We start from the raw sequence: 19,849 nt of genomic DNA, 5'->3' as shown, positions 1-19,849 counted from the left end.
GTGGACCGGAGGCCGGCTCCGGACGCGGTCAGCGCACGCGGGAGCCCGCCCCGGCGGCGGCCTCTTCCTGCTCGCTCTCCCGCGCCTCCTCGGTCCTCTGCCCCTTCTCCGCCTTCTCCGTCTGCTCGCCCTCCTCGTCGGTCTCCCCGTCCTCGGGCTTCTCCGCCGTCCCCGGTGCCGACACCTTGCCCAGCGCCGCCTCCGCCGCCGTGTACAGATCGGCCGGCCGGACCCCGCCCAGCGCGGTGACCAGATGGCCGTCGGGTCGCACGAGCAGCACGGCGTGCGCCGGAGCGCCCGGATACTCCTCGGCCACCAGCAACTCGGCGGGGTGCGGCAGCGCCGTCACCGCGGCGGCCAGCCGCGGCATGATCCCGGCGGTCATCCAGTGCTTGCGGTCCCACACGGCCGTACCCGGCGCGACCAGAACGACCAGCAGCGCACCGCGCCCGAGCCGGTCGCGCAGCCGCACGAAAGAGCCGTCCTCCGCCGTGATCCGCACATCGGCCACCGGCGCTCCCACCGGCGTGCCGACGGGTACCTCGCCGTCCACGTGCCGGGGCGCGAGCGGCGAGTCGGCATACGTCCCCGGGGCGCCCAGGGCGCCGCGCCCCAGGTGGCCGTCCGCGTGCAGGGTGTCGTGGCCCCGGGCCGCGCCGGGGACGTACGACCGCAGGCCGCCGCTCCCGCGCAGTACCGGCAGGGCCTGGTCGGCGGCGCGCAGGCGGCTCGCGATCACCGCGCGCCGCTCCGTCTGATAGCTGTCGAGCAGCCCCTCGTGCGGGCCGTGGTGCCAGGCCAGCGCCAGCTTCCAGGCCAGGTTGTCGGCATCCCTGAGTCCCTCGTCCAGCCCCTGGGTGCCCAGTGCGCCGAGCAGGTGCGCCGCGTCCCCGGCGAGGAAGACGCGCCCGGCCCGCCAGCGGCGGGCGAGACGGTGGTGCACCGTGTGGACTCCGGTGTCGAGGAGTTCGTACGCCGGTGCCGGGCCGTCCGTCCAGCCCGCGAGGGTCTCGCGGATCCGGGCCACCAGCAGGTCGGGCGTGACCAGGTCCTTGCCGGGCGGCAGCAGCCAGTCCAGGCGCCACACCCCGTCCGGGAGGGGGCGAGCGGTCACCTCTCCCGCCGAGGACCCGGACGTCCGCCATGGCGGCGTCCGGTGGAGCAACGCCTGACCGGGGCGTGGAAGTTCGGTGCGCAGCGCGGCGACGGCGTGCCGCTCCACAGCGGTGCGGCCGGGGAAGCGGATGTCCTGGAGTTTGCGCACGGTCGAGCGGGGTCCGTCGCAGCCGACCAGGTAACTGCCGCGCCACCAGGTTCCCTTGGGGCCGCGGGTGTGCGCGGTGACGCCGGAGTGCTCCTGCTCGATCATGTCGAGGCGGCTGTCCGTGGCGATCCGGGCCAGCGGCTCGTCGTCGAGGGCGGCGCGCAGGGCGCGGGTGATGGCGTGCTGCGTGAGGTGCAGCGGGGCGGGATCGTCTTCGCCGAAAGAAGTCTCGCTCATCACCTGCTTGCGCCGCAGTGACCGCCATCCGGCCCATCTCACGCCGTGGTCGTCGAGCGCGTCCCCGGTCAGCCGCGTCAGCAGGGCGGCCGTGTCCTCGCGCAGTACGACGGTGCGTGCCGGGCGTGGTTCCTCGTGGCCCGGTCCTTCGTCCAGAACGACGGTGGGGACCTCCTGGCGGCCCAGGGCCAGGGCGAGCGCGAGCCCGACGGGCCCCGCTCCGACGATGATCACCGGGTCCACGGCGTGACTCCCCCTGCCCGTGGCTGTGCCCGGACGGACATGGGTGAACCAGAAGCTGGGGCAGGGTGCACGATCACAGAACGTATGCAACCCATTGGAGGGGTTTGCGTCAAGTGACCGAGGCGGTGGCGATCACGCCACCGCCTCGGTGTCACGCGGGCGACTTGACCGACTGTCAGGCCTCGGTGCCGGTCGCGTAGGAGCCACCCACCTCGGCCGGGTTCATCCCCCCGGCGTCGTCGGCGGCGAGGACCGCGCCCGTGCTCCGCTTGCTGCGGCGCAGCCTGCGCTCCAGCCAGCTCGCGAAGCTGGTGAGGACGAAGTTCAGCAGGATGAAGATGACAGCCACGACGATGAAGCTGGGGATCACGTTGGCGTAGTTGGCGGCCAGCGTGCTGCGGTTGTTGAGCAGTTCCGTGAAGCCGAGCATCACGCCGCCCAGCGCGGTGTCCTTCACGATGACCACCAACTGGCTGACGATGGCCGGAAGCATGGCCGTGACCGCCTGCGGGAGCAGGATGCCGGTCATCGTCTGGCCCTTGCGCAGACCGATCGCCTTCGCGGCCTCCGTCTGCCCCTTGGGCAGCGCGAGGATGCCGGCCCGGACGATCTCGGCGAGCACCGACGCGTTGTAGAGCACCAGTCCGGTGACGACGGCGTACAGCGGCCGGTCCTCACTGGTCACGTCCGTGGAACGGACGTAGAACTCGTTGGCGAACAGCATCAGCAGCAGGACCGGGATCGAGCGGAAGAACTCGACCACGACGCCGGCCGGTATGCGGACCCATCGGTGGTCGGACATACGCGCGATGCCGAAGAAGGCGCCCAGGGGCAGCGCGATGACCATGGCCAGCGCGGCGGCCTTCAGGGTGTCGCCGAGGCCCGGCAGCAGATAGGTCGTCCACGCCTCGGACGTGGTGAACGGCTGCCACAGGGCCCACTCCAGCTGGCCCTTGTCGTCCATGGTCTGCCACACCCACCACAGCAGCAGGGCGAGCAGGAGCACGAACACCACCGAGAGGACGGTGTTGCGCAGCCTGGCCCGGGGGCCGGGGGTGTCGTAGAGAACGGAGCTCATCGCTTCACCGCCAGTCGCTTGCCCAGCCAGCCGAGGATGAGGCCGGTGGGAAGGGTCAGAACCACGAACCCGAAGGCGAAGACCGCGCCGATGGCCAGCGTCTGCGCCTCGTTCTCGATCATGGACTTCATCAGGTAGGCGGCCTCGGCCACACCGATCGCGGAGGCCACCGTGGTGTTCTTGGTCAGGGCGATCAGCACGTTGGCCAGCGGGGCGATGACCGCGCGGTATGCCTGGGGCAGCACGATGAGCCGGAGGGTCTGGCTGAAGTTCAGGCCGATCGCGCGGGCGGCCTCGGCCTGTCCCATCGGCACGGTGTTGATGCCGGAGCGCAGCGCCTCGCACACGAAGGCCGCGTGGTAGGCGATCAGACCGAGCAGCGCCAGCCGGAAGCCCTGCACCTTGAAGTCGGAGGCGCCCAGCGTCACGCCGAAGATGTCGGCGAGGCCGAGCGAGCTGAAGAGAATGATGACCGTCAGGGGGATGTTCCGGACGATGTTGACGTAGGCGGTACCGAACCCGCGCATCAGCGGGACCGGGCTGACTCGCATCGCGGTCAGCAAGGTGCCCCAGACCAGGGAGCCGACGGCGGAGAGGACGGTGAGTTTCACCGTCATCCAGAACGCCCCCAGGACGTCATAACCTTGAAGAAAATCAAACACGATGTCCCGCGCTTCCGGGTGTGTGGCGTATGAGGAGGGCATGGCGTGCCGCCGCCGTGGTCGCGGCGGGACGGCGGCACGCCATGGAAGCCCTGCGGAGCCGGGTTCGGCCCTACTTGACGATCTGGCCGGTCTTCGGCGCGGGCTCGTTCTTGTAGTTGGCCGGGCCGAAGTTCTTGTCGACCGCCTTCTTCCAGGAGCCGTCGCTGACCATCGACTCAAGAGCCTTGTTGATCTTGTCGAGGGTCGCGGTGTCACCCTTCTTCACACCGACGCCGTAGTTCTCGTTGCTGAGCTTGAGCCCGGCGAGCTTGAACTGGCCCTTGTACTTGTCCTGCGCGGCGAAGCCCGCGAGGATCGAGTCGTCGGTGGTGACGGCGTCCACGGCACCGCTCTGGAGGGCGGCGATGCACTCCGAGTAGCCGCCGAGCTCCTTCAGGTTGGACTTCGGGGCGATCGTCTTGTGGATGTTCTGCGCGGACGTCGAGCCGACCACGGAACACAGGTTCTTTCCGTTGAGGTCCGTGCCCTTGCTGATGTCCGAGTCCTTCTTGACCAGAAGGTCCTGGTGGGCCAGCAGGTACGGGCCGGCGAAGTCCACCTTCTTCTTGCGCTCGTCGTTGATCGAGTAGGTGGCCGCGATGAACTTCACGTCGCCCCGCGCGAGGGCGTTCTCGCGGTCGGCGCTCTTCGTCTGCACGAACTCGATCTGGTCCGGCTTGTAGCCCAGCTTGCCGGCGATGTAGGTCGCCACGTCCACGTCGAAGCCGGAGAAGGAACCGTCCGGCTTCTGGAGGCCGAGTCCGGGCTGGTCGTACTTGATGCCGACCTTGATCTTGCCGCCGCCGGACGAGCTGCTGTCGTCCTTCTTGTCCGAACCGCACGCGGTGACGGCCAGGGACAGAGCGACGACCACGGCCGAGGCGGCGGTGACCTTGCGGAGCTTCATGATGAACATCCTTTTGTCTGGTGAGAAGAAGCGGCCGTTGGGTCCATGACCCAGGTCGTCCGGTAGCGCGGGGCGGGCACCGTCAGTGGTGAAGGATCTTCGAGAGGAAGTCCTTCGCCCGGTCGCTGCGCGGATTGCTGAAGAACTGCTCGGGCGCAGCCTCTTCGACGATCCGGCCGTCGGCCATGAAGACCACCCGGTTTGCAGCCGATCGTGCGAAACCCATCTCGTGGGTGACGACGACCATCGTCATCCCGTCCCGGGCGAGCTGCTGCATGACTTCGAGGACCTCGTTGATCATCTCGGGGTCCAGGGCCGAGGTCGGCTCGTCGAAGAGCATGACCTTCGGGCTCATGGCCAGCGCGCGTGCGATGGCGACACGCTGCTGCTGGCCGCCGGACAGCTGCGCCGGGTACTTGTCGGCCTGGGTGCCCACGCCGACCCGGTCGAGCAGGGCGCGGGCCTTCTCCTCGGCCTGCTTCTTGTCCGTCCTGCGGACCTTGACCTGGCCCAGCATCACGTTCTCCAGCACGGTCTTGTGCGCGAAGAGGTTGAAGGACTGGAAGACCATTCCGACGTCCGCCCGCAGCCGGGCCAGCTCCTTGCCCTCCTGGGGCAGGGGCTTTCCATCGATCGTGATGGTGCCGGAGTCGATGGTCTCCAGGCGGTTGATGGTGCGGCACAGGGTCGACTTACCGGACCCGGAGGGTCCGATGACCACGACGACCTCGCCGCGGGTGATCGTCAGGTCGATGTCCTGGAGCACATGCAACGCGCCGAAGTGCTTGTTGACGCTCTTCAGGGCGACCAGGTCGCCGGATGCGGCCACGTCTTCCTTGGCCACCGATACTTCGGTCATCGCTCTAGGGCTCCGTCCTCCTCGGTTTCGGTGGACAGTAGTGATGCTCGGTGACCAGCGTCATCACATCTGAGGGGAATCTGAGCATCACGATCCGATAGCATTCGGACACGTGTCGTAGCTCCTGTCGCCTGTGCGTATATCGGGCGGGTAACGGTAGTGCCGGGCAACCGGATCCCTCTTGACGCCGTCCTTACTCATCGGCGTGACTTCCATGGTGCGCCCGCGCCCGCGTGCGATCTACAAGCCGTACGAGAACCACGACCGTGTGACCGCTGAACCGGAGGGGGCCGGCATGAGACTGTTGCTCGTCGAAGACGACAACCATGTCGCGGCCGCGCTGTCCGCGGTCCTCGCGCGGCACGGCTTCGCGGTCACCCACGCGCGCAACGGCGAGGAGGCGCTGCGGGCGCTCGTCCCGGAGGGCCCCGGCTTCGGCGTGATCCTCCTCGACCTCGGCCTGCCCGACCAGGACGGATACGAGGTCTGCGGCAAGATCCGCAAGCGCACCAGCACTCCGGTGATCATGGTTACCGCCCGCTCCGACGTGCGCTCCCGCATCCACGGCCTCAACCTCGGCGCCGACGACTACGTGGTGAAGCCGTACGACACCGGCGAGCTGCTCGCCCGTATCCACGCCGTCAGCCGGCGCACCGCGCACGAGGACGGCGCACCGGCCGCCGAGGACGCGCTGCGGCTCGGTCCCGTGCGCATCGAACTGCCCACCCGGCAGGTCAGCGTCGACGGTTCGGTGGTCCAGCTGACCCGCAAGGAGTTCGACCTTCTCGCGCTGCTCGCGCAGCGCCCCGGAGTCGTCTTCCGCCGGGAACAGATCATCAGCGAGGTCTGGCGCACCAGCTGGGAGGGGACGGGACGCACCCTCGAGGTGCACGTCGCCTCGCTGCGCGCCAAGCTGCGCATGCCCGCGCTGATCGAGACCGTACGCGGCGTCGGCTACCGGCTCGTCGCCCCGGCCGTGTAGCGGGGACGAGTGCGTACACGTCTGCTGCCGCTGCTCATCGTCCTGATGGCGGCCGTGCTGCTCGCGTTGGGCCTCCCGCTCGCGGTCAGCGTGGCGGCGGCCGAGCAGCAGAAAGTGGTGGTCGACCGGATCGACGACACCGCGCGGTTCGCGGCACTCGCCCAGTTCGTCGCCGACAGGACATCCGGGTCGACATTCTCGTCGGAGCACGTGTCCGGGGACGAGCGCGAGGAGACGCTGCGCCGCGAGCTGGCCAGCTACTACGGCGTCTACGGCATTCGGGCGGGAGTCTTCTACCGCAACGGCGCGGCGATGGCCAACGCGCCCGACACCTGGTTCCTGCCGAAGACGGGCGAGCTGCGGGAGGCCTTCGGCGAGGCCCTGCTCAGCCGGCGCAGTCACGACCCCGCGCAGGTGTGGCCCTGGCAGCGAAGCCGGCTGATCGTCGCGTCCCCGGTGATCCGGGACGGTGACGTGGTGGCGGTCGTGGTCACCGATTCGCCCACCGGGCCGATGCGTTCGCGGACCCTGCGCGGCTGGGTGTTCATCGCTGCCGGCGAGTTCGCCGCGATGCTGCTGGCCGTGGGCGCCGCGCTGCGGCTGACCGGCTGGGTGCTCAAGCCCGTGCGCGTCCTGGACGCCACCACCCACGACATCGCCACCGGGCGGCTCAAGTCGCGTGTCGCGGTGGCCGGCGGCCCGCCGGAACTGCGCAGGCTCGCCCGGTCGTTCAACGAGATGGCGGACAACGTCGAGGATGTGCTGGAACAGCAGCGCGCCTTCGTCGCCGACGCCTCGCACCAACTGCGCAACCCGCTTTCCGCGCTGTTGCTGCGCATCGAACTGCTCGCCCTCGAAATGCCCGAGGGCAACGAGGAGATCGCCTCGGTGCGCACCGAGGGGAAGCGCCTCGCGCAGGTTCTGGACGACCTGCTCGACCTGGCGCTGGCCGAGCACGCCGAGGCGGACCTGCGGCTGACGGACGTGGGCGGGCTCGCCGCCGAGCGGGTGGCCGCCTGGTCACCGGCGGCCCGGGCCAAGGGGGTCCGGCTGACCGGTCAGTGTCCGCCGACCACTGCCTGGGCCGACCCGGTCACCCTCTCCAGCGCACTGGACGCGGTGATCGACAACGCGGTGAAGTTCACCCCCGAGAACGGCACGGTCACCGTGACCGTCGCCGCCGGGCGCGTGACCTCGCAGGTCGTGGTGACCGACACCGGCCCCGGTCTGACCGACGAGGAACTCGCCCGCGTCGGCGACCGTTTCTGGCGCAGTGGTCGCCACCAGAACGTCAAGGGATCCGGCCTCGGCCTCTCCATCACCCGCGCCCTGCTCACCGCCGGCGGCGGCTCACTCGACTGCGCCCACCACGAACCCCACGGCCTGAAGGTGACGGTCACGGTGCCCCGGAACGAGTCGGGAGCCTCCCTGCCGGGTCACTAGGGCGTGTCCGAGGCGTTCGGCCGCTACGGCTTCACCGAGAGGTAGTAGCGCCGCGCGCCCTCGTGCAGCCTGAGCGGGTCGGTGTAGATGGCGGTGCGGAGGTCCACCAGCTGCGCCGAGTGGACGTGGGCGCCGATGTCGTCGCGGCTCTTGATGACGGTCCGGGTCACCCACTCGATGATCCGGGGATCCATGTCGTCGCGGGTCATCAGCAGGTTGGACACCGCGAGGGTCGGCACCGAGGTCCCCTGCTGCACGGCCGGGTAGGCGGACTCGGGCATGCTGGTGCCCCGGTAGTAGCGCGTCTGGTTCCCGTCGGCGTGCAGCTTGGTGACGAGAGCGCCGTCGATCGGAATGAACCGGAATTCGAAGGTCCGGGTCAGCTCGGACAGACCGTTCGTGGGCAGGCCGCCCGACCAGAAGAACGCGTCGATGTCGCCGTTCTTGAGATGGTCGGGCCCGGTGTCGATGCCGTCTGACACCGGCGTGATGTCCTTCTGGGGATTGATGCCCGCGGCTTTGAGAAGCCGGGTCGCTATCAGCCGCACCCCCGAGTTGGGCAGCCCCACGGCGACCCGCTTGTGCCTCAGGTCGGAGACCGTCGTGACGTCCGAGCCGCGCGGCACGATGAGCTGCACATAGTCGTCGTACAGCCGGGCCACACCGCGCAGCCCTTCGGCGCCGCTCCCGTGCTGGAGCTGGTACGCCTGCACCGCGTCGGCCGCCGCGATGGTGAAGTCCGCCTCCCCGGTGGCCACCCGTCGCACGTTTTCCTGCGAACCGGCGCTGTGCAGCAGCTTCACCTCCAGGCCCGGCATGTCCCTGCTGAGCTCGGTGCGCAGCCGCTCGCCGTACTCCTGGTAGACCCCGCTCGGTGTGCCGGTGCTGAAGACGATCGTGCCGCTCGGAGGGTCCTCGCCGAGCGGCAGCAGCCACCACAGGAGCAGCCCGAAGGCCACAAAACCGGCGGCCGCTCCCTGGAGCGCCCGGCGTCTGCTGATATGCGGGAACACCTGGGGCATGCGCGCGATCCTGCCAGTCGCCCGCGGTCCTGACCAGGGCGGGGCTCCCCGACGGGCGCGTTGGTCGGTGGTGACGGGGGCCCAGGACGGGGGCGTCACCGGTGGTGAGCGGGGCCGAGATCGCCGCGCGGGGCGTTGTCGGTGGTGACCGCTAGAGTCCTCACATGAGCGACTCCTCGCCCGCGGGCCTCGTCCGCGAGTTCCACCACACCTTCGGTCTCGACGCCCGCAGCAGACCGACGGAGGTGTCCCCCGAGCTGGCCGCGCATCGCGGGGAGCTGCTGGCCGAGGAGGCCGCGGAGGTCGCCGAGGTCGCCGTCACCGGCCCACTGGACCGGCTCGCCCACGAGCTGGCCGACGTGGTCTACGTGGCCTACGGCACGGCACTCGTCCACGGCATCGACCTGGACGCGGTGATCGCTGAGGTGCATCGGTCCAACATGAGCAAGCTCGGCCCCGGGGGCAAGGTCGCCCGCCGGGCCGACGGCAAGGTACTCAAGGGCGAGCACTACGAGGCGCCGGACGTGTCGACCGTCCTGCGCCGTCAGGGGTGGGCCCCCGACGGCGCCTGACGTCGGCCGACGCCGACCGGCGTCACCTCAGAGGGAGCCGCTCGCGAGTTTCCACTCACGGTGCAGCGTGCCCAGGGGGACGCTGCGCTGGAAGACGGGGGTGCCGAAGATGGACAGCTGGAATCGGAGCGTGCCCGACAGGTCCACGCCGCCGTACAGACCCCACGAGAGGGATGTCTTCGCCCCCGGGGTGTTCGACGAGGCGTTGACCGAACCGGAGGCCTCCCCGCGCAGGTACGGCGCCAGGTCGGCGGTGACGCCCACGGCGCCGTAGAGGCCGACCGAGGCTTCGGCGCCGAGTGCCGCCTTCACGTTTCCGGCGGCGGTGAGCGAAGTGCGTACCGGCGTGCCCGTCATGTCGGAGGAGCTCACCGGCGTCCAGCCCCGGCCCGCGCCGAAGGTGCCGCCCGCCTTGAAGTCGCCCTTGACGTTCTGCTCGACGTCGATGGTGACCTTGCCGTCGGCGCTGATCTGGAAGTAGCAGGTCAGGTCGAGGTTGATGACGACCGGGACGGGCCCGACCTGAAGCACCGGGTCGGCGTGCAGCTTGGCGAACGGGATCCGCAGCGGCTTGAGGGAGGCGGCGGCGTGGCCCTTGACGGACCAGCCGGAGGTCCAGTCGCCGGACACGCCCAGGTAGGCGGAGCCGGGCGTGGCGGCGGTGCCTGTTCCGCCGTAGGTGAAGTCGACCTGCGGGGCGACCTGGACGAAGCCGGAGACCGCGGCCGCCGCCGAGACCGGGGCGCCCTCGGGCGTGGGCACCTCGGCGGAGACGTCCAGGCGCAGGCTGCCCAGCGGCACCGTGGCGCCCTTGGGGCCGATGTGCACGTCCCCGGTCTTCGACCAGGACACCTTGACGTCGGGCAGCAGCTTGCGGATGTCGAAGGAGGACGGGTCGACCGGCACGGTGCCCTTGGCCGTGCTGTCGCCGAGCACGGAGTTGAGGGCAGCGGGCTCGGTCTGGACCTCTGTGCCCTTGTCGGTCTCGCCGATCACCTTGGTGACCTTGGCGAGCAGACCGTGCGGTGCGCCGGGCGCCGGGGCGCTGGCGATGACGTCACCGACGGCGGCCTCGCGCGGGGTGGCGGAGGCGCTCGGGGAGGGCGAGGCGGGAGAGGAGGGGCTCGCGGAAGCGGTCGCGGAGGGTCGTGCGGTGGGTGAACCCGGCCGACTCTTCTCGGAGATGACGGCCCGTCGGGTCCTGCTGTCGTACGAACTGACCGTCAGCGTGGTCTTGTGGGCCGGCTTGCCCGAGCCGGCCGGGCCCGTCGCAGCTGTCGCCGCGGCCTCGGGGGCGGCGGCGACGGTGAGCGGGCGGTCCGCCTCGGTCGTCGTTCCGCTGTCCTGGCTCCCGGCCTGGCGGCTCTGGCCGGCGTCAGGCTGCTCGGCCTGCGGCGCGGACGTGGAGCAGCCGGCGGCGAAGAGGAGGGCGGTCACGGCGAAGGCGGGCAAGAGGGCATGCGTGTGCCCCGTGCGTCTGCGCAAGGTGATTCCTGAGGGGTGGGGGGTGGCAAGGAGGCACCGGCGGACGGCGCGCGAGGCTCCGTACTGGCCGGTAACTCGGTGGCGAGCCATGAGCATGCCACGGCTGTGCACATAGGACTCTCACAATCCGCCCACAGTCCAACGTGACCTCAGACACGTCGAGTTCCGCCCCCGGCGAGCACCGGCGGCCGTGTCCACCGGTCCATGGCCGGAAGTCGTCGCCCGCGGATCGGCGGCCCCTAAGGTCGAAAGCGCTGACGATCAAGGTGAAGAGACGGCAGGGACGAGACGAAGGGGGCCCGACCGCCGTGGCGGACAAGCGGGTGGTGATTGTGACCGGTGCGGGGACGGGCATCGGGGAGGCGACCGCCCGGCTGCTCGCCGAGGGAGGCCACCACGTGGTCGCCACCGGACGGCGGACCGAGCCCCTGAGGCGCCTCGCGGCGGAGACCGGGGCGCTCGCGTATCCGTCCGACGTCGGTGACCCCGAGGCGGCCGAGGGACTCGTCCGGGCGGCCCTGGCCGCGTACGGACGGCTCGACGGGGTGGTGCTGAACGCGGGCATCGGGCGTGGCGGAACCGTGGCGGACATGTCGCTCAAGGAGTGGGACGACGTCATGCGCACCAACGTCACCGGCCCGCTCCTCCTGCTGCGCGCGGCCATCCCGCACCTGCTGGAGAACAGGGGTGCGGTGGTCGCCGTGGCGTCGGTGTCCGCGCTGCGCAACGGCACCAGCAACGCGCCGTACGCCACGTCCAAGGCGGCCCTGCTCCAGCTCTGCCGGTCCGTCGCCGTGGACTACGGACGTCAGGGCGTGCGGGCCAACATCGTGTGCCCCGGCTGGGTGCGCACCGAGATGGCCGACCGGCGCATGACACGCTTCGCCGAGGAGACGGGCCTGCCGGCCGGGGACGTGGACGCCGCCTACGCGGAGGCGACCAGGCCGCTGCCCACCGGCCGGCCGGGCTTGCCACGGGAGGTGGCGGAGGCGGTCGGCTGGCTGCTTTCCCCCGCGGCGTCCTACGTCAACGGCGCGGTTCTCACCGTCGACGGCGGGACGACGGCCCTCGACCCGGGAACGCTCGCGTTCGACTTCCACATCACGCCGCGCGACGACGGGACGGCCCGCGAGGACCGCTGAGAGCGCCGGTCCGCCTCGCGCGGACTGCGTCCACCACGGACCGCCTACCCTTGTGGCATGACCAGCAGCAGCGACCGGAGCCCCGTGGTGGACGTAGAAGCACCCAAGACCTACGAAGTTCGTACCTACGGGTGCCAGATGAACGTCCACGACTCGGAGCGATTGTCCGGCCTGCTCGAGGGGGCCGGGTACGTGCGCGCCCCCGAGGGTTCGGACGGGGACGCGGATGTCGTCGTCTTCAACACCTGCGCCGTCCGGGAGAACGCCGACAACCGGCTGTACGGCAACCTCGGCCGCCTCGCCCCGAAGAAGGTGTCCCGCCCCGGCATGCAGATCGCCGTCGGCGGCTGCCTCGCGCAGAAGGACCGCGACACGATCGTGAAGCGGGCGCCCTGGGTGGACGTCGTCTTCGGCACCCACAACATCGGCAAGCTGCCCGTCCTGCTGGAGCGCGCCCGCGTCCAGGAGGAGGCACAGGTCGAGATCGCCGAGTCCCTGGAGGCGTTCCCCTCCACGCTGCCCACCCGGCGCGAGAGCGCCTACGCGGCCTGGGTCTCCATCTCCGTCGGCTGCAACAACACCTGCACCTTCTGCATCGTCCCGGCCCTGCGTGGCAAGGAGAAGGACCGCCGCACCGGCGACATCCTCGCCGAGATCGAGGCGCTCGTCGGCGAGGGCGTCTCCGAGATCACGCTGCTCGGCCAGAACGTCAACGCCTACGGCTCCGACATCGGCGACCGCGAGGCCTTCAGCAAACTGCTGCGTGCCTGCGGGGCCATCGAGGGACTGGAGCGGGTCCGCTTCACCTCCCCGCACCCGCGCGACTTCACCGACGACGTGATCGCGGCGATGGCCGAGACGCCGAACGTGATGCCGCAGCTCCACATGCCGCTCCAGTCCGGCTCGGACTCCGTCCTGAAGGCGATGCGCCGCTCCTACCGGCAGGAGCGCTTCCTCGGGATCATCGAGAAGGTGCGGGCCGCCATCCCGCACGCCGCGATCACCACCGACATCATCGTGGGCTTCCCGGGCGAGACGGAGGAGGACTTCGAGCAGACCCTGCACGCCGTCCGCGAGGCCCGCTTCGCGCAGGCCTTCACCTTCCAGTACTCCAAGCGGCCCGGCACCCCGGCCGCCACCATGGAGAACCAGATCCCCAAGGAGGTCGTGCAGGCGCGCTACGAGCGTCTCGTCGCCCTCCAGGAGGAGATCTCCTGGGAGGAGAACAAGAAGCAGGTCGGCCGCACCCTGGAGCTGATGGTCGCCGAAGGCGAGGGCCGCAAGGACGGCGCCACGCACCGCCTGTCCGGTCGCGCCCCCGACAACCGCCTGGTCCACTTCACCAAGCCGGAGCAGGAGGTCCGCCCCGGCGACGTGGTCACCGTCGAGATCACCTATGCCGCCCCGCACCACCTCCTCGCCGAGGGCGCCGTCCTGGACGTGCGCCGCACGCGCGCGGGTGACGCGTGGGAGAAGCGCAACGCGGCCGAGGCGGCGAAGCCGGCGGGTGTGATGCTCGGCCTGCCGAAGATCGGCGTGCCCGCCCCGCTGCCCGCCGCGACGGGCGGCTGCGGCTGACACCCCCGCTCGGCGCGAGGACGGCGCCGGCTCGACGCGAGAACGACCCCGGCTCGGCGCGAGGACGGCGCCGGGCGGCCTGAATCTCCCGGGGGCCGACGACGGGGGCTGACGCCGTGGCGCGTACGGCTTACGCTGCCGGTCGTGCTTGTCGCTGCCGCAGTCTGCCCCTGCCCGCCGCTCCTCGTCCCGGATGTGGCCGCGGGCGCCGCGCCCGAGCTGGACGACGCGCGCACCGCGTCTGTGGACGCCCTCGGAGTACTCGCGGCCGCCCGCCCCGACCGGCTGGTGGTCGTCGGGCCCGCCGACGGGGTCGGGCACGGCCCGCATCCGCAGGGCGCCCGTGGTTCCTTCCGCGGCTTCGGCGTCGCCCTCGACGTCCGCCTTGGACCGGAGCGGGCTCCGCGGCTCGGGCCGGAGCGGGACCCGTCGCCGGAGCGCGAACTGCCGCTCTCCCTCGCCGTGGCCGCGTGGCTGCTGGCGCGGACCGGCTGGGCGGATGCCCCCATCGAGGGCCTCGGCGTGCCGGAGACGCTCGCGCCGGAGCGATGTGCCGAGACCGGCGGAGAGATCCGGTCACGGGCCGCGCGGGTGGCGCTGCTCGTGATGGGCGACGCCAGCGCCTGCCGCACGGTCAAGGCGCCCGGCTATCTCGACGAGCGGGCAGCCCCCTTCGACGCACGCGTCGCCGGCGCCCTGGCCTCGGCGGACGTGGCTGCCCTGGGCTCCCTCGACGCCGCCCTGGCCCACGAGCTGCGGGCGTCAGGACGCGCCCCCTGGCAGGTACTCGCCGCCGCGGCCGAGGGCGCGGACCTCACCGGCACGCTGCTGTACGAGGATGCGCCGTACGGCGTCGGGTACCTGGTCGCCGCCTGGTCGTAGACCGCTGCCGCCGGGTCAGCATTCCGGTGGCGTCTTCGACGGTCAGGAGGCCGGTGGCGTCTCGGACCGCGTCGTCGTCGTGCCGTCGGTGGGTGTCATCGGGTCCATGGGCGGCTGAGCCGTGCCCTTGTGCGCGAGCCGGTCCATCGCGTCCTTGGCCTTGTCCGTACCCGTGTGGATCTTGTCGCTGTACTTGCCCTTGGTCTTCTCGTCGACGACCTTCGCGGCCCTGTCCAGACCGTGCTGAAGCTTGTCGATCTTGTCCTCGTGCTGGTGCGCGAGGTCCGACACCTTGTCCCTGGCCGGGCCGAGCCTGGCCTTCAGGTTGTCCAAGAGATGCATGGTCCACCTTCCCTCACCGGTCAGTCGTACGCCGATACAGACCAAATGCGACCATATCCACTTCCTCTCCTTCATACGGTACTCGCGTTCGCCGAACACCTTGGGGGAGCGGCCGTCGCGTTTGCGAGACTGGTGCGGTGAGCAGCGCATCCTCCGCCCCCCGAGTCATCGCCGTCGTCGGTCCCACCGCGGCCGGCAAGTCCGATCTGGGTGTCTTCCTCGCCCAGCGGCTGGGCGGCGAGGTCGTCAACGCCGACTCGATGCAGCTCTACCGCGGGATGGACATCGGCACCGCCAAGCTGACGCCGCAGGAGCGTGCCGGTGTCCCGCACCACCTGCTGGACGTCTGGGACGTGACCGTCGCGGCATCGGTCGCCGAGTACCAGAAACTCGCCCGCGCGCGGATCGACGATCTGCTGTCCCGGGGGCTCTGGCCGATCCTCGTCGGCGGCTCGGGCCTGTACGTCCGCGGAGCCGTCGACAACCTGGAGTTCCCCGGCACCGACCCGGAGGTCCGGGCGCGGCTGGAGGAGGAGCTCGCGCTGCGCGGCTCCGGGGCGTTGCACGCGCGTCTCGCCGCCGCCGACCCCGCGGCCGCGCGCGCCATCCTGCCCGGCAACGGCCGCCGTATCGTCCGGGCCCTGGAGGTCATCGAGATCACCGGCCGGCCCTTCACCGCCAACCTCCCGGGGCACGACTCCGTGTACGACACCATCCAGATCGGTGTCGACGTGGCGCGCCCCGAACTCGACGAGCGCATCGCGCTGCGCGTCGACCGGATGTGGGACGCCGGCCTGGTGGACGAGGTACGCGCACTGGAGGCGCGGGGCCTGCGCGAGGGGCGTACGGCGTCACGTGCGCTCGGCTACCAGCAGGTGCTCGCGGCGCTGTCCGGGGAGTGCGCCGAAGACGAGGCACGGGCCGAGACCGTACGCGCCACCAAACGCTTCGCGCGCCGTCAGGATTCATGGTTCAGGCGCGATCCGCGGGTGCACTGGCTGAGTGGGGCCGCCGCGGACCGCGCGGAACTTCCGCACCTCGCTCTGGCGTTGATCGAACGACCGGTCACAGCCTGATCACGTCATGGCATCGGGATGCTCGGGCGGTCATCGAGGCCTCCGGTGCCGTGCCATCATCGAGCTTCGATCGACCAAGTGGAGTCCAAGTTGGGAGGGCGCGTGGCGATGGAAGCCGCCCCTCGCGACACCGCACAAGCGTCACAGGACACCGACTACGTGGGCATCGGCGGAACCGGACCGGAGCCCGAGGGTCGGCTGAGTTCCGACGGACCCGACGACGAGCTCGGCGGAGTCACCGACGACGGCCCGGCGCCCGGTGAGATGTTCCCCGGCGGCCCGGAGGTCGAGGTCGAGCTGCGCCCGCAGCGCCGGCTGCGCATCTGGCAGCTCGCGCCCATCGTGGGCCTGGCCGCGGTCGGCTCGCTCATGTTCGCCTTCCCGCTGGCCTTCGACTTCGGCGACAGCGGCGCGGTCATCGCCATGCTGGGCCTCCTGATCTGCTCCTGCGCCGCGGGCTGGGGCATGATGGCCGCCCGCCGCGTCGGACACACCTGGCCGGGACTGCCCTCACGGGGCTCCGGGCGCCGCGCCGACTGGCGGGTCGCCCTCGGATACGCCCTGCTGGTGGCCGTGGTCGTAGTACTCGCCGTGTGGCGCGTGGCCCGGCTGCGCTGACCTCCCCGGGTGCGGACGCCGGGACCTCTCATGGCCGTACCCGACCGTCCACCGGCGCTGTCGTACCGACGCCGTACGATCGAGGCATGAGCACGCGGATCGCCTTCCTCAAGGGTCACGGCACGGAGAACGACTTCGTGATCGTCCCGGACCCCGAGAACGCCATCGAGCTGACCCCCGCCGCCGTGGCCGCCCTGTGCGACCGGCGCGCCGGCATCGGCGGCGACGGGGTGCTGCACGTCGTGCGCTCCGCCGCCCACCCGGAGGCCGCGTCGATGGCGGCCGACGCGGAGTGGTTCATGGACTACAGGAACAGCGACGGCTCGATCGCCGAGATGTGCGGCAACGGCAGCCGGCTGTTCGCGCGCTACCTCCAGCACACCGGGCAGGTGACCGAGGGGGACATCGCGATCGCCACGCGCGCGGGCGTCAAGAACGTCCACATCGCCAAGGACGGAGACGTCACCATCGGCATGGGCCGTGCGCGCCTGCCCGAAGGGGACGTCACCGTGAGCGTCGGCGAGCGCAGCTGGCCCGCGCGCAACGTGAACATGGGCAACCCGCACGCCGTCGCCTTCGTGGACGACCTCGACCACGCCGGGAAGCTGCTCGACCCCCCGCCGTTCAGCCCTGCCGCCGCCTACCCCGAGGGGGTCAACGTCGAGTTCGTGGTGGACCGCGGCCCCCGGCACGTCGCGATGCGCGTGCACGAACGCGGCTCCGGCGAGACCCGGTCCTGCGGCACGGGCGCGTGCGCGGTCGCCGTGGCCACCGCGCGCCGGGACGGCGCCGACCCGTCCGTCACCGGCGTCCCTGCGACGTACACCGTGGACGTCCCCGGCGGACGCCTCGTCATCACCGAAGGGCCGGACGGCGAGATCGAGATGACCGGCCCCGCCGTGATCGTCGCCGAAGGCGAGATCGACGCCGAGTGGCTGGAAAGCGTCTCCGGCTGACCGCGCAAACCGCACTCCCGCACGGCACGCACGCGCGTATTCCGTGGAAGTGGGCCCGCCGACCAGCGGAAACCACGGCAGACCGCCGATCGCCTGGCCAAAATCCGTAAACCTCCGCATCATCGCTCGAATGGGTGATCCGTTTCACGCTCGGCGAGAGGCGGTCAGCCGGGCGTGATGGGCTCGGTAGCATCAAGCACCGGCACGGACGGGGGAACGTCGCCATCCCTGAGCCGCGCACACCCCGGGCTCCGTCCGCCGGTCCACGAGCCGGAGGTGCCCATGAGTGCGGAGGCAACGAACCCTGCGACGCCCGGTCCTGTAGCCCCTACAGCGGCCCGCAGAAAGGCGCGCCCCCGGATCGACCTGCGCCGACTCGGCCGGGTCGCCCTCCTCGGCACCACCGGCCGCGACCGGTTGCCGGATGCCATCGGCCATGTCGCCGAGGCCCACCGCGCCCACCATCCCGACGCCGACCTCGAACTGCTGCGCCGTGCCTACGTCCTGGCCGAGTCCTCGCACCGAGGCCAGACCCGCAAGAGCGGCGAGCCGTACATCACCCACCCGCTCGCGGTGACACTGATCCTCGCCGAACTCGGCGCCGAGACCACCACCCTGACCGCGTCCCTGCTCCACGACACCGTGGAGGACACCGATCTGACGCTGGACCAGGTGGGGGAGGAGTTCGGCGCGGAGGTGCGCTATCTCGTCGACGGCGTCACCAAGCTGGAGAAGGTCGACTACGGAGCCGCCGCCGAGCCCGAGACCTTCCGCAAGATGCTCGTCGCCACCGGCAGCGACGTCCGTGTGATGTCGATCAAACTCGCCGACCGGCTGCACAACATGCGCACCCTCGGCGTGATGCGCCCCGAGAAACAGGCCCGCATCGCGAAGGTGACCCGCGACGTCCTCATCCCGCTCGCCGAACGCCTCGGCGTACAGGCCCTCAAGACCGAACTGGAGGACCTGGTCTTCGCGATCCTCCACCCGGAGGAGTACGAGCACACCCGCGAGCTGATCGCGGCCAACGCGGTACGCCCGGACGACCCGCTCGCGGGGATCGCCGACGAGGTCCGCGCGGTGCTGCGCGACGCCGACATCCAGGCCGAAGTCCTCATCCGCCCGCGCCACTTCGTCTCCGTCCACCGGGTGGCCCGCAAACGCGGCGAGATGCGCGGCGCCGACTTCGGCCGACTCCTGGTCCTCGTGGGGGAGGACGCCGACTGCTACGCCGTCCTCGGCGAACTGCACACCTGTATGACGCCGGTCGTCTCCGAGTTCAAGGACTTCATCGCCGTACCGAAGTTCAACCTGTACCAGTCGCTGCACACCGCCGTGGCCCGCGGCGACGGCCAGGTCGCCGAAGTACTCATCCGCACCCACCAGATGCACAAGGTGGCCGAAGCGGGCGTCGTCGCGCTCGGCAATCCCTACGCCCCTCCCGCGGAGGAACAGTCTCCGCACGACGGCGAGCGCGCCGACCCGACCAGGCCCGGCTGGCTCTCCCGGCTCCTCGACTGGCAGCAGGCCGCCCCCGACCCCGACACCTTCTGGTCGACCCTGCGCGAGGACCTCGCCCAGGACCGTGAGATCACCGTCTTCCGGCCCGACGGCGGCACGCTCGGCCTGCCCGAGGGCGCCAGCTGTGTGGACGCCGCCTACGCCCAGTACGGCGAGGACGCGCACGCCTGCATCGGCGCCCGCGTCAACGGTCGCCTCGCTACCCTGAGCACGGTCCTCAGGGACGGCGACACCGTTCAGCCCCTCATGGGCCAGGACCCCGCCTCCGAACCGTCCAGGGAGTGGCTGGAGCACGCCCACACCGCGGCCGCGCGCATCGCCATCCAGCGATGGCTGGCCGCGCACCCCGAGGACGAGACTGCGGGCCCGCACGGCGGCACGCAGGAGGCCGCCCCCCGCACCGGACCCGCGGCCCGCCCGTCCGGCTCCCGCCGCGCCGCGGACGTCCTCATGGACCGCCCGCAGAGCGCCGTGCGTCTCGCCGGGTGCTGCACCCCCGTCCCCTCGGACAGGATCACCGGCTTCGCCGTGCGCGGCGGAGTGGTGACCGTGCACCGCGTGGAGTGCGCCACGGTGGCGCGCATGACGAGTGCGGGGCGCCCCGAGGTCACCGTGCGCTGGGGCGACACCACCGAGTGCCGGGTGACCCTGGTCGCCGAATCGTTCGGCCGCCCCCACCTGCTCGCCGACCTCACCGAGGCGATCGCCCAGGAAGGCGCCGAAATCGTCTCCGCGACCGTCGAACCACCGAGCCAGCAGCGGGTACGCCACACCTACACCCTCCAACTCCCCGACGCGGCCCACCTCCCGGCCCTCATGCGGGCCATGCGCGACGTACCCGGTGTGTACGACGTCAGCCGCGCACAGCACCAGGTCCCGGAGGCCCCCTGAGCGAGACCCCGGGCTCCCCCTGAGGAACCTGCCGGGCAACACGTTCG

The 19,849-nt window shown here is 71.1% G+C and carries 18 protein-coding genes; 10 read left to right on the top strand and 8 right to left on the bottom strand.

Annotated features, from left to right (window positions below):
• Positions 1 to 28 precede the first annotated feature (28 nt).
• The 5 genes from ACIPK3_RS26595 to ACIPK3_RS26575 form a co-directional block, all read right to left on the bottom strand.
• Entirely contained in the window at positions 29 to 1,744 is a 1,716-nt protein-coding gene (locus ACIPK3_RS26595) for an FAD-dependent monooxygenase (RefSeq protein WP_402573553.1), read from the bottom strand.
• Between the two features lie 175 nt (positions 1,745 to 1,919).
• Positions 1,920 to 2,822 (bottom strand): amino acid ABC transporter permease, encoded by a 903-nt coding sequence (locus ACIPK3_RS26590; protein ID WP_402573551.1) that lies wholly within the window; start codon positions 2,820 to 2,822, stop codon positions 1,920 to 1,922.
• Positions 2,819 to 3,484, bottom strand: coding sequence for an amino acid ABC transporter permease (locus ACIPK3_RS26585; protein ID WP_402573549.1), 666 nt, complete (start codon positions 3,482 to 3,484; stop codon positions 2,819 to 2,821). Before ACIPK3_RS26585 ends, ACIPK3_RS26590 begins: the two co-directional genes overlap by 4 nt.
• Before the next feature lie 112 nt (positions 3,485 to 3,596).
• The gene (locus ACIPK3_RS26580; RefSeq protein ID WP_402573548.1) at positions 3,597 to 4,433 is read right to left on the bottom strand and encodes a glutamate ABC transporter substrate-binding protein; all 837 of its coding nucleotides are present in this window, start codon (positions 4,431 to 4,433) and stop codon (positions 3,597 to 3,599) included.
• Between the two features lie 82 nt (positions 4,434 to 4,515).
• A complete protein-coding gene (locus ACIPK3_RS26575) occupies positions 4,516 to 5,292 on the bottom strand; it encodes an amino acid ABC transporter ATP-binding protein (RefSeq protein WP_402573546.1) in 777 nt (258 codons plus the stop codon).
• A 295-nt stretch (positions 5,293 to 5,587) separates the two neighbouring features.
• Here ACIPK3_RS26575 and ACIPK3_RS26570 point away from each other — a divergent pair, with 295 nt between their 5' ends.
• Together ACIPK3_RS26570 and ACIPK3_RS26565 are read left to right on the top strand one after the other, a co-directional pair.
• On the top strand, positions 5,588 to 6,274 hold the full coding sequence (locus tag ACIPK3_RS26570) for a response regulator transcription factor (RefSeq protein WP_402573544.1): 687 nt from the start codon (positions 5,588 to 5,590) through the stop codon (positions 6,272 to 6,274).
• 9 nt (positions 6,275 to 6,283) lie between these two features.
• On the top strand, positions 6,284 to 7,717 hold the full coding sequence (locus tag ACIPK3_RS26565; RefSeq protein ID WP_402573542.1) for an ATP-binding protein: 1,434 nt from the start codon (positions 6,284 to 6,286) through the stop codon (positions 7,715 to 7,717).
• Positions 7,718 to 7,740: 23 nt separating this feature from the next.
• On the opposite strand, the gene ACIPK3_RS26560 is transcribed toward ACIPK3_RS26565, so the two are convergent.
• Positions 7,741 to 8,739, bottom strand: coding sequence for a TAXI family TRAP transporter solute-binding subunit (locus tag ACIPK3_RS26560; RefSeq protein ID WP_402573540.1), 999 nt, complete (start codon positions 8,737 to 8,739; stop codon positions 7,741 to 7,743).
• A gap of 164 nt (positions 8,740 to 8,903) precedes the next feature.
• On the opposite strand from ACIPK3_RS26560, the gene ACIPK3_RS26555 reads away from it, so the two are divergent.
• Positions 8,904 to 9,311, top strand: a complete 408-nt coding sequence (locus tag ACIPK3_RS26555; protein WP_402573538.1) for a MazG nucleotide pyrophosphohydrolase domain-containing protein — start codon at positions 8,904 to 8,906, stop codon at positions 9,309 to 9,311.
• 27 nt (positions 9,312 to 9,338) lie between these two features.
• On the opposite strand, the gene ACIPK3_RS26550 is transcribed toward ACIPK3_RS26555, so the two are convergent.
• A complete protein-coding gene (locus ACIPK3_RS26550) occupies positions 9,339 to 10,796 on the bottom strand; it encodes a hypothetical protein (protein ID WP_402573536.1) in 1,458 nt (485 codons plus the stop codon).
• A 308-nt stretch (positions 10,797 to 11,104) separates the two neighbouring features.
• Between ACIPK3_RS26550 and ACIPK3_RS26545 the strand changes: the two genes are divergently transcribed.
• From ACIPK3_RS26545 to ACIPK3_RS26535, 3 genes are all read left to right on the top strand, one after another.
• Complete coding sequence (locus ACIPK3_RS26545) at positions 11,105 to 11,938, top strand: SDR family NAD(P)-dependent oxidoreductase (protein WP_402573534.1); 834 nt, start codon at positions 11,105 to 11,107, stop codon at positions 11,936 to 11,938.
• A 57-nt stretch (positions 11,939 to 11,995) separates the two neighbouring features.
• Positions 11,996 to 13,516: a tRNA (N6-isopentenyl adenosine(37)-C2)-methylthiotransferase MiaB gene (gene miaB / locus ACIPK3_RS26540; RefSeq protein ID WP_402573532.1), complete on the top strand. Its 1,521-nt coding sequence runs from the start codon at positions 11,996 to 11,998 to the stop codon at positions 13,514 to 13,516.
• A 144-nt stretch (positions 13,517 to 13,660) separates the two neighbouring features.
• Positions 13,661 to 14,398 (top strand): class III extradiol dioxygenase subunit B-like domain-containing protein, encoded by a 738-nt coding sequence (locus ACIPK3_RS26535; protein ID WP_402573530.1) that lies wholly within the window; start codon positions 13,661 to 13,663, stop codon positions 14,396 to 14,398.
• A gap of 42 nt (positions 14,399 to 14,440) precedes the next feature.
• On the opposite strand, the gene ACIPK3_RS26530 is transcribed toward ACIPK3_RS26535, so the two are convergent.
• Entirely contained in the window at positions 14,441 to 14,740 is a 300-nt protein-coding gene (locus ACIPK3_RS26530) for an antitoxin (RefSeq protein ID WP_402573528.1), read from the bottom strand.
• Between the two features lie 137 nt (positions 14,741 to 14,877).
• Between ACIPK3_RS26530 and miaA the strand changes: the two genes are divergently transcribed.
• From miaA to ACIPK3_RS26510, 4 genes are all read left to right on the top strand, one after another.
• On the top strand, positions 14,878 to 15,816 hold the full coding sequence (gene miaA, locus ACIPK3_RS26525; RefSeq protein WP_402573526.1) for a tRNA (adenosine(37)-N6)-dimethylallyltransferase MiaA: 939 nt from the start codon (positions 14,878 to 14,880) through the stop codon (positions 15,814 to 15,816).
• 108 nt (positions 15,817 to 15,924) lie between these two features.
• Entirely contained in the window at positions 15,925 to 16,434 is a 510-nt protein-coding gene (locus ACIPK3_RS26520; RefSeq protein ID WP_402573603.1) for a hypothetical protein, read from the top strand.
• Between the two features lie 86 nt (positions 16,435 to 16,520).
• Positions 16,521 to 17,390, top strand: coding sequence for a diaminopimelate epimerase (gene dapF / locus ACIPK3_RS26515; RefSeq protein ID WP_402573524.1), 870 nt, complete (start codon positions 16,521 to 16,523; stop codon positions 17,388 to 17,390).
• 282 nt (positions 17,391 to 17,672) lie between these two features.
• Complete coding sequence (locus ACIPK3_RS26510; protein ID WP_402573522.1) at positions 17,673 to 19,802, top strand: RelA/SpoT family protein; 2,130 nt, start codon at positions 17,673 to 17,675, stop codon at positions 19,800 to 19,802.
• Positions 19,803 to 19,849 lie beyond the last annotated feature (47 nt).

It is taken from the genome of Streptomyces sp. NPDC086787 (genome assembly GCF_044745865.1).
In the GTDB taxonomy this organism is placed as follows: Bacteria; Actinomycetota; Actinomycetes; order Streptomycetales; family Streptomycetaceae; genus Streptomyces.
The sequence above is the reverse complement of the archived record's forward strand: the minus strand, read 5'-3'. Positions and strand labels throughout refer to the sequence as shown.

Excerpts from the sequence above, each read along its gene's own strand:
- ACIPK3_RS26590 (WP_402573551.1), bottom strand. The coding sequence starts at position 2,822 with ATGAGCTCCGTTCTCTACGACACCCCCGGCCCCCGGGCCAGGCTGCGC.
- ACIPK3_RS26580 (WP_402573548.1), bottom strand. The coding sequence starts at position 4,433 with ATGAAGCTCCGCAAGGTCACCGCCGCCTCGGCCGTGGTCGTCGCTCTG.
- ACIPK3_RS26575 (WP_402573546.1), bottom strand. The coding sequence starts at position 5,292 with ATGACCGAAGTATCGGTGGCCAAGGAAGACGTGGCCGCATCCGGCGAC.
- ACIPK3_RS26570 (WP_402573544.1), top strand. The coding sequence starts at position 5,588 with ATGAGACTGTTGCTCGTCGAAGACGACAACCATGTCGCGGCCGCGCTG.
- ACIPK3_RS26560 (WP_402573540.1), bottom strand. The coding sequence starts at position 8,739 with ATGCCCCAGGTGTTCCCGCATATCAGCAGACGCCGGGCGCTCCAGGGA.
- ACIPK3_RS26555 (WP_402573538.1), top strand. The coding sequence starts at position 8,904 with ATGAGCGACTCCTCGCCCGCGGGCCTCGTCCGCGAGTTCCACCACACC.
- miaB (WP_402573532.1), top strand. The coding sequence starts at position 11,996 with ATGACCAGCAGCAGCGACCGGAGCCCCGTGGTGGACGTAGAAGCACCC.
- ACIPK3_RS26530 (WP_402573528.1), bottom strand. The coding sequence starts at position 14,740 with ATGCATCTCTTGGACAACCTGAAGGCCAGGCTCGGCCCGGCCAGGGAC.
- ACIPK3_RS26520 (WP_402573603.1), top strand. The coding sequence starts at position 15,925 with ATGGAAGCCGCCCCTCGCGACACCGCACAAGCGTCACAGGACACCGAC.
- dapF (WP_402573524.1), top strand. The coding sequence starts at position 16,521 with ATGAGCACGCGGATCGCCTTCCTCAAGGGTCACGGCACGGAGAACGAC.
- ACIPK3_RS26510 (WP_402573522.1), top strand. The coding sequence starts at position 17,673 with ATGAGTGCGGAGGCAACGAACCCTGCGACGCCCGGTCCTGTAGCCCCT.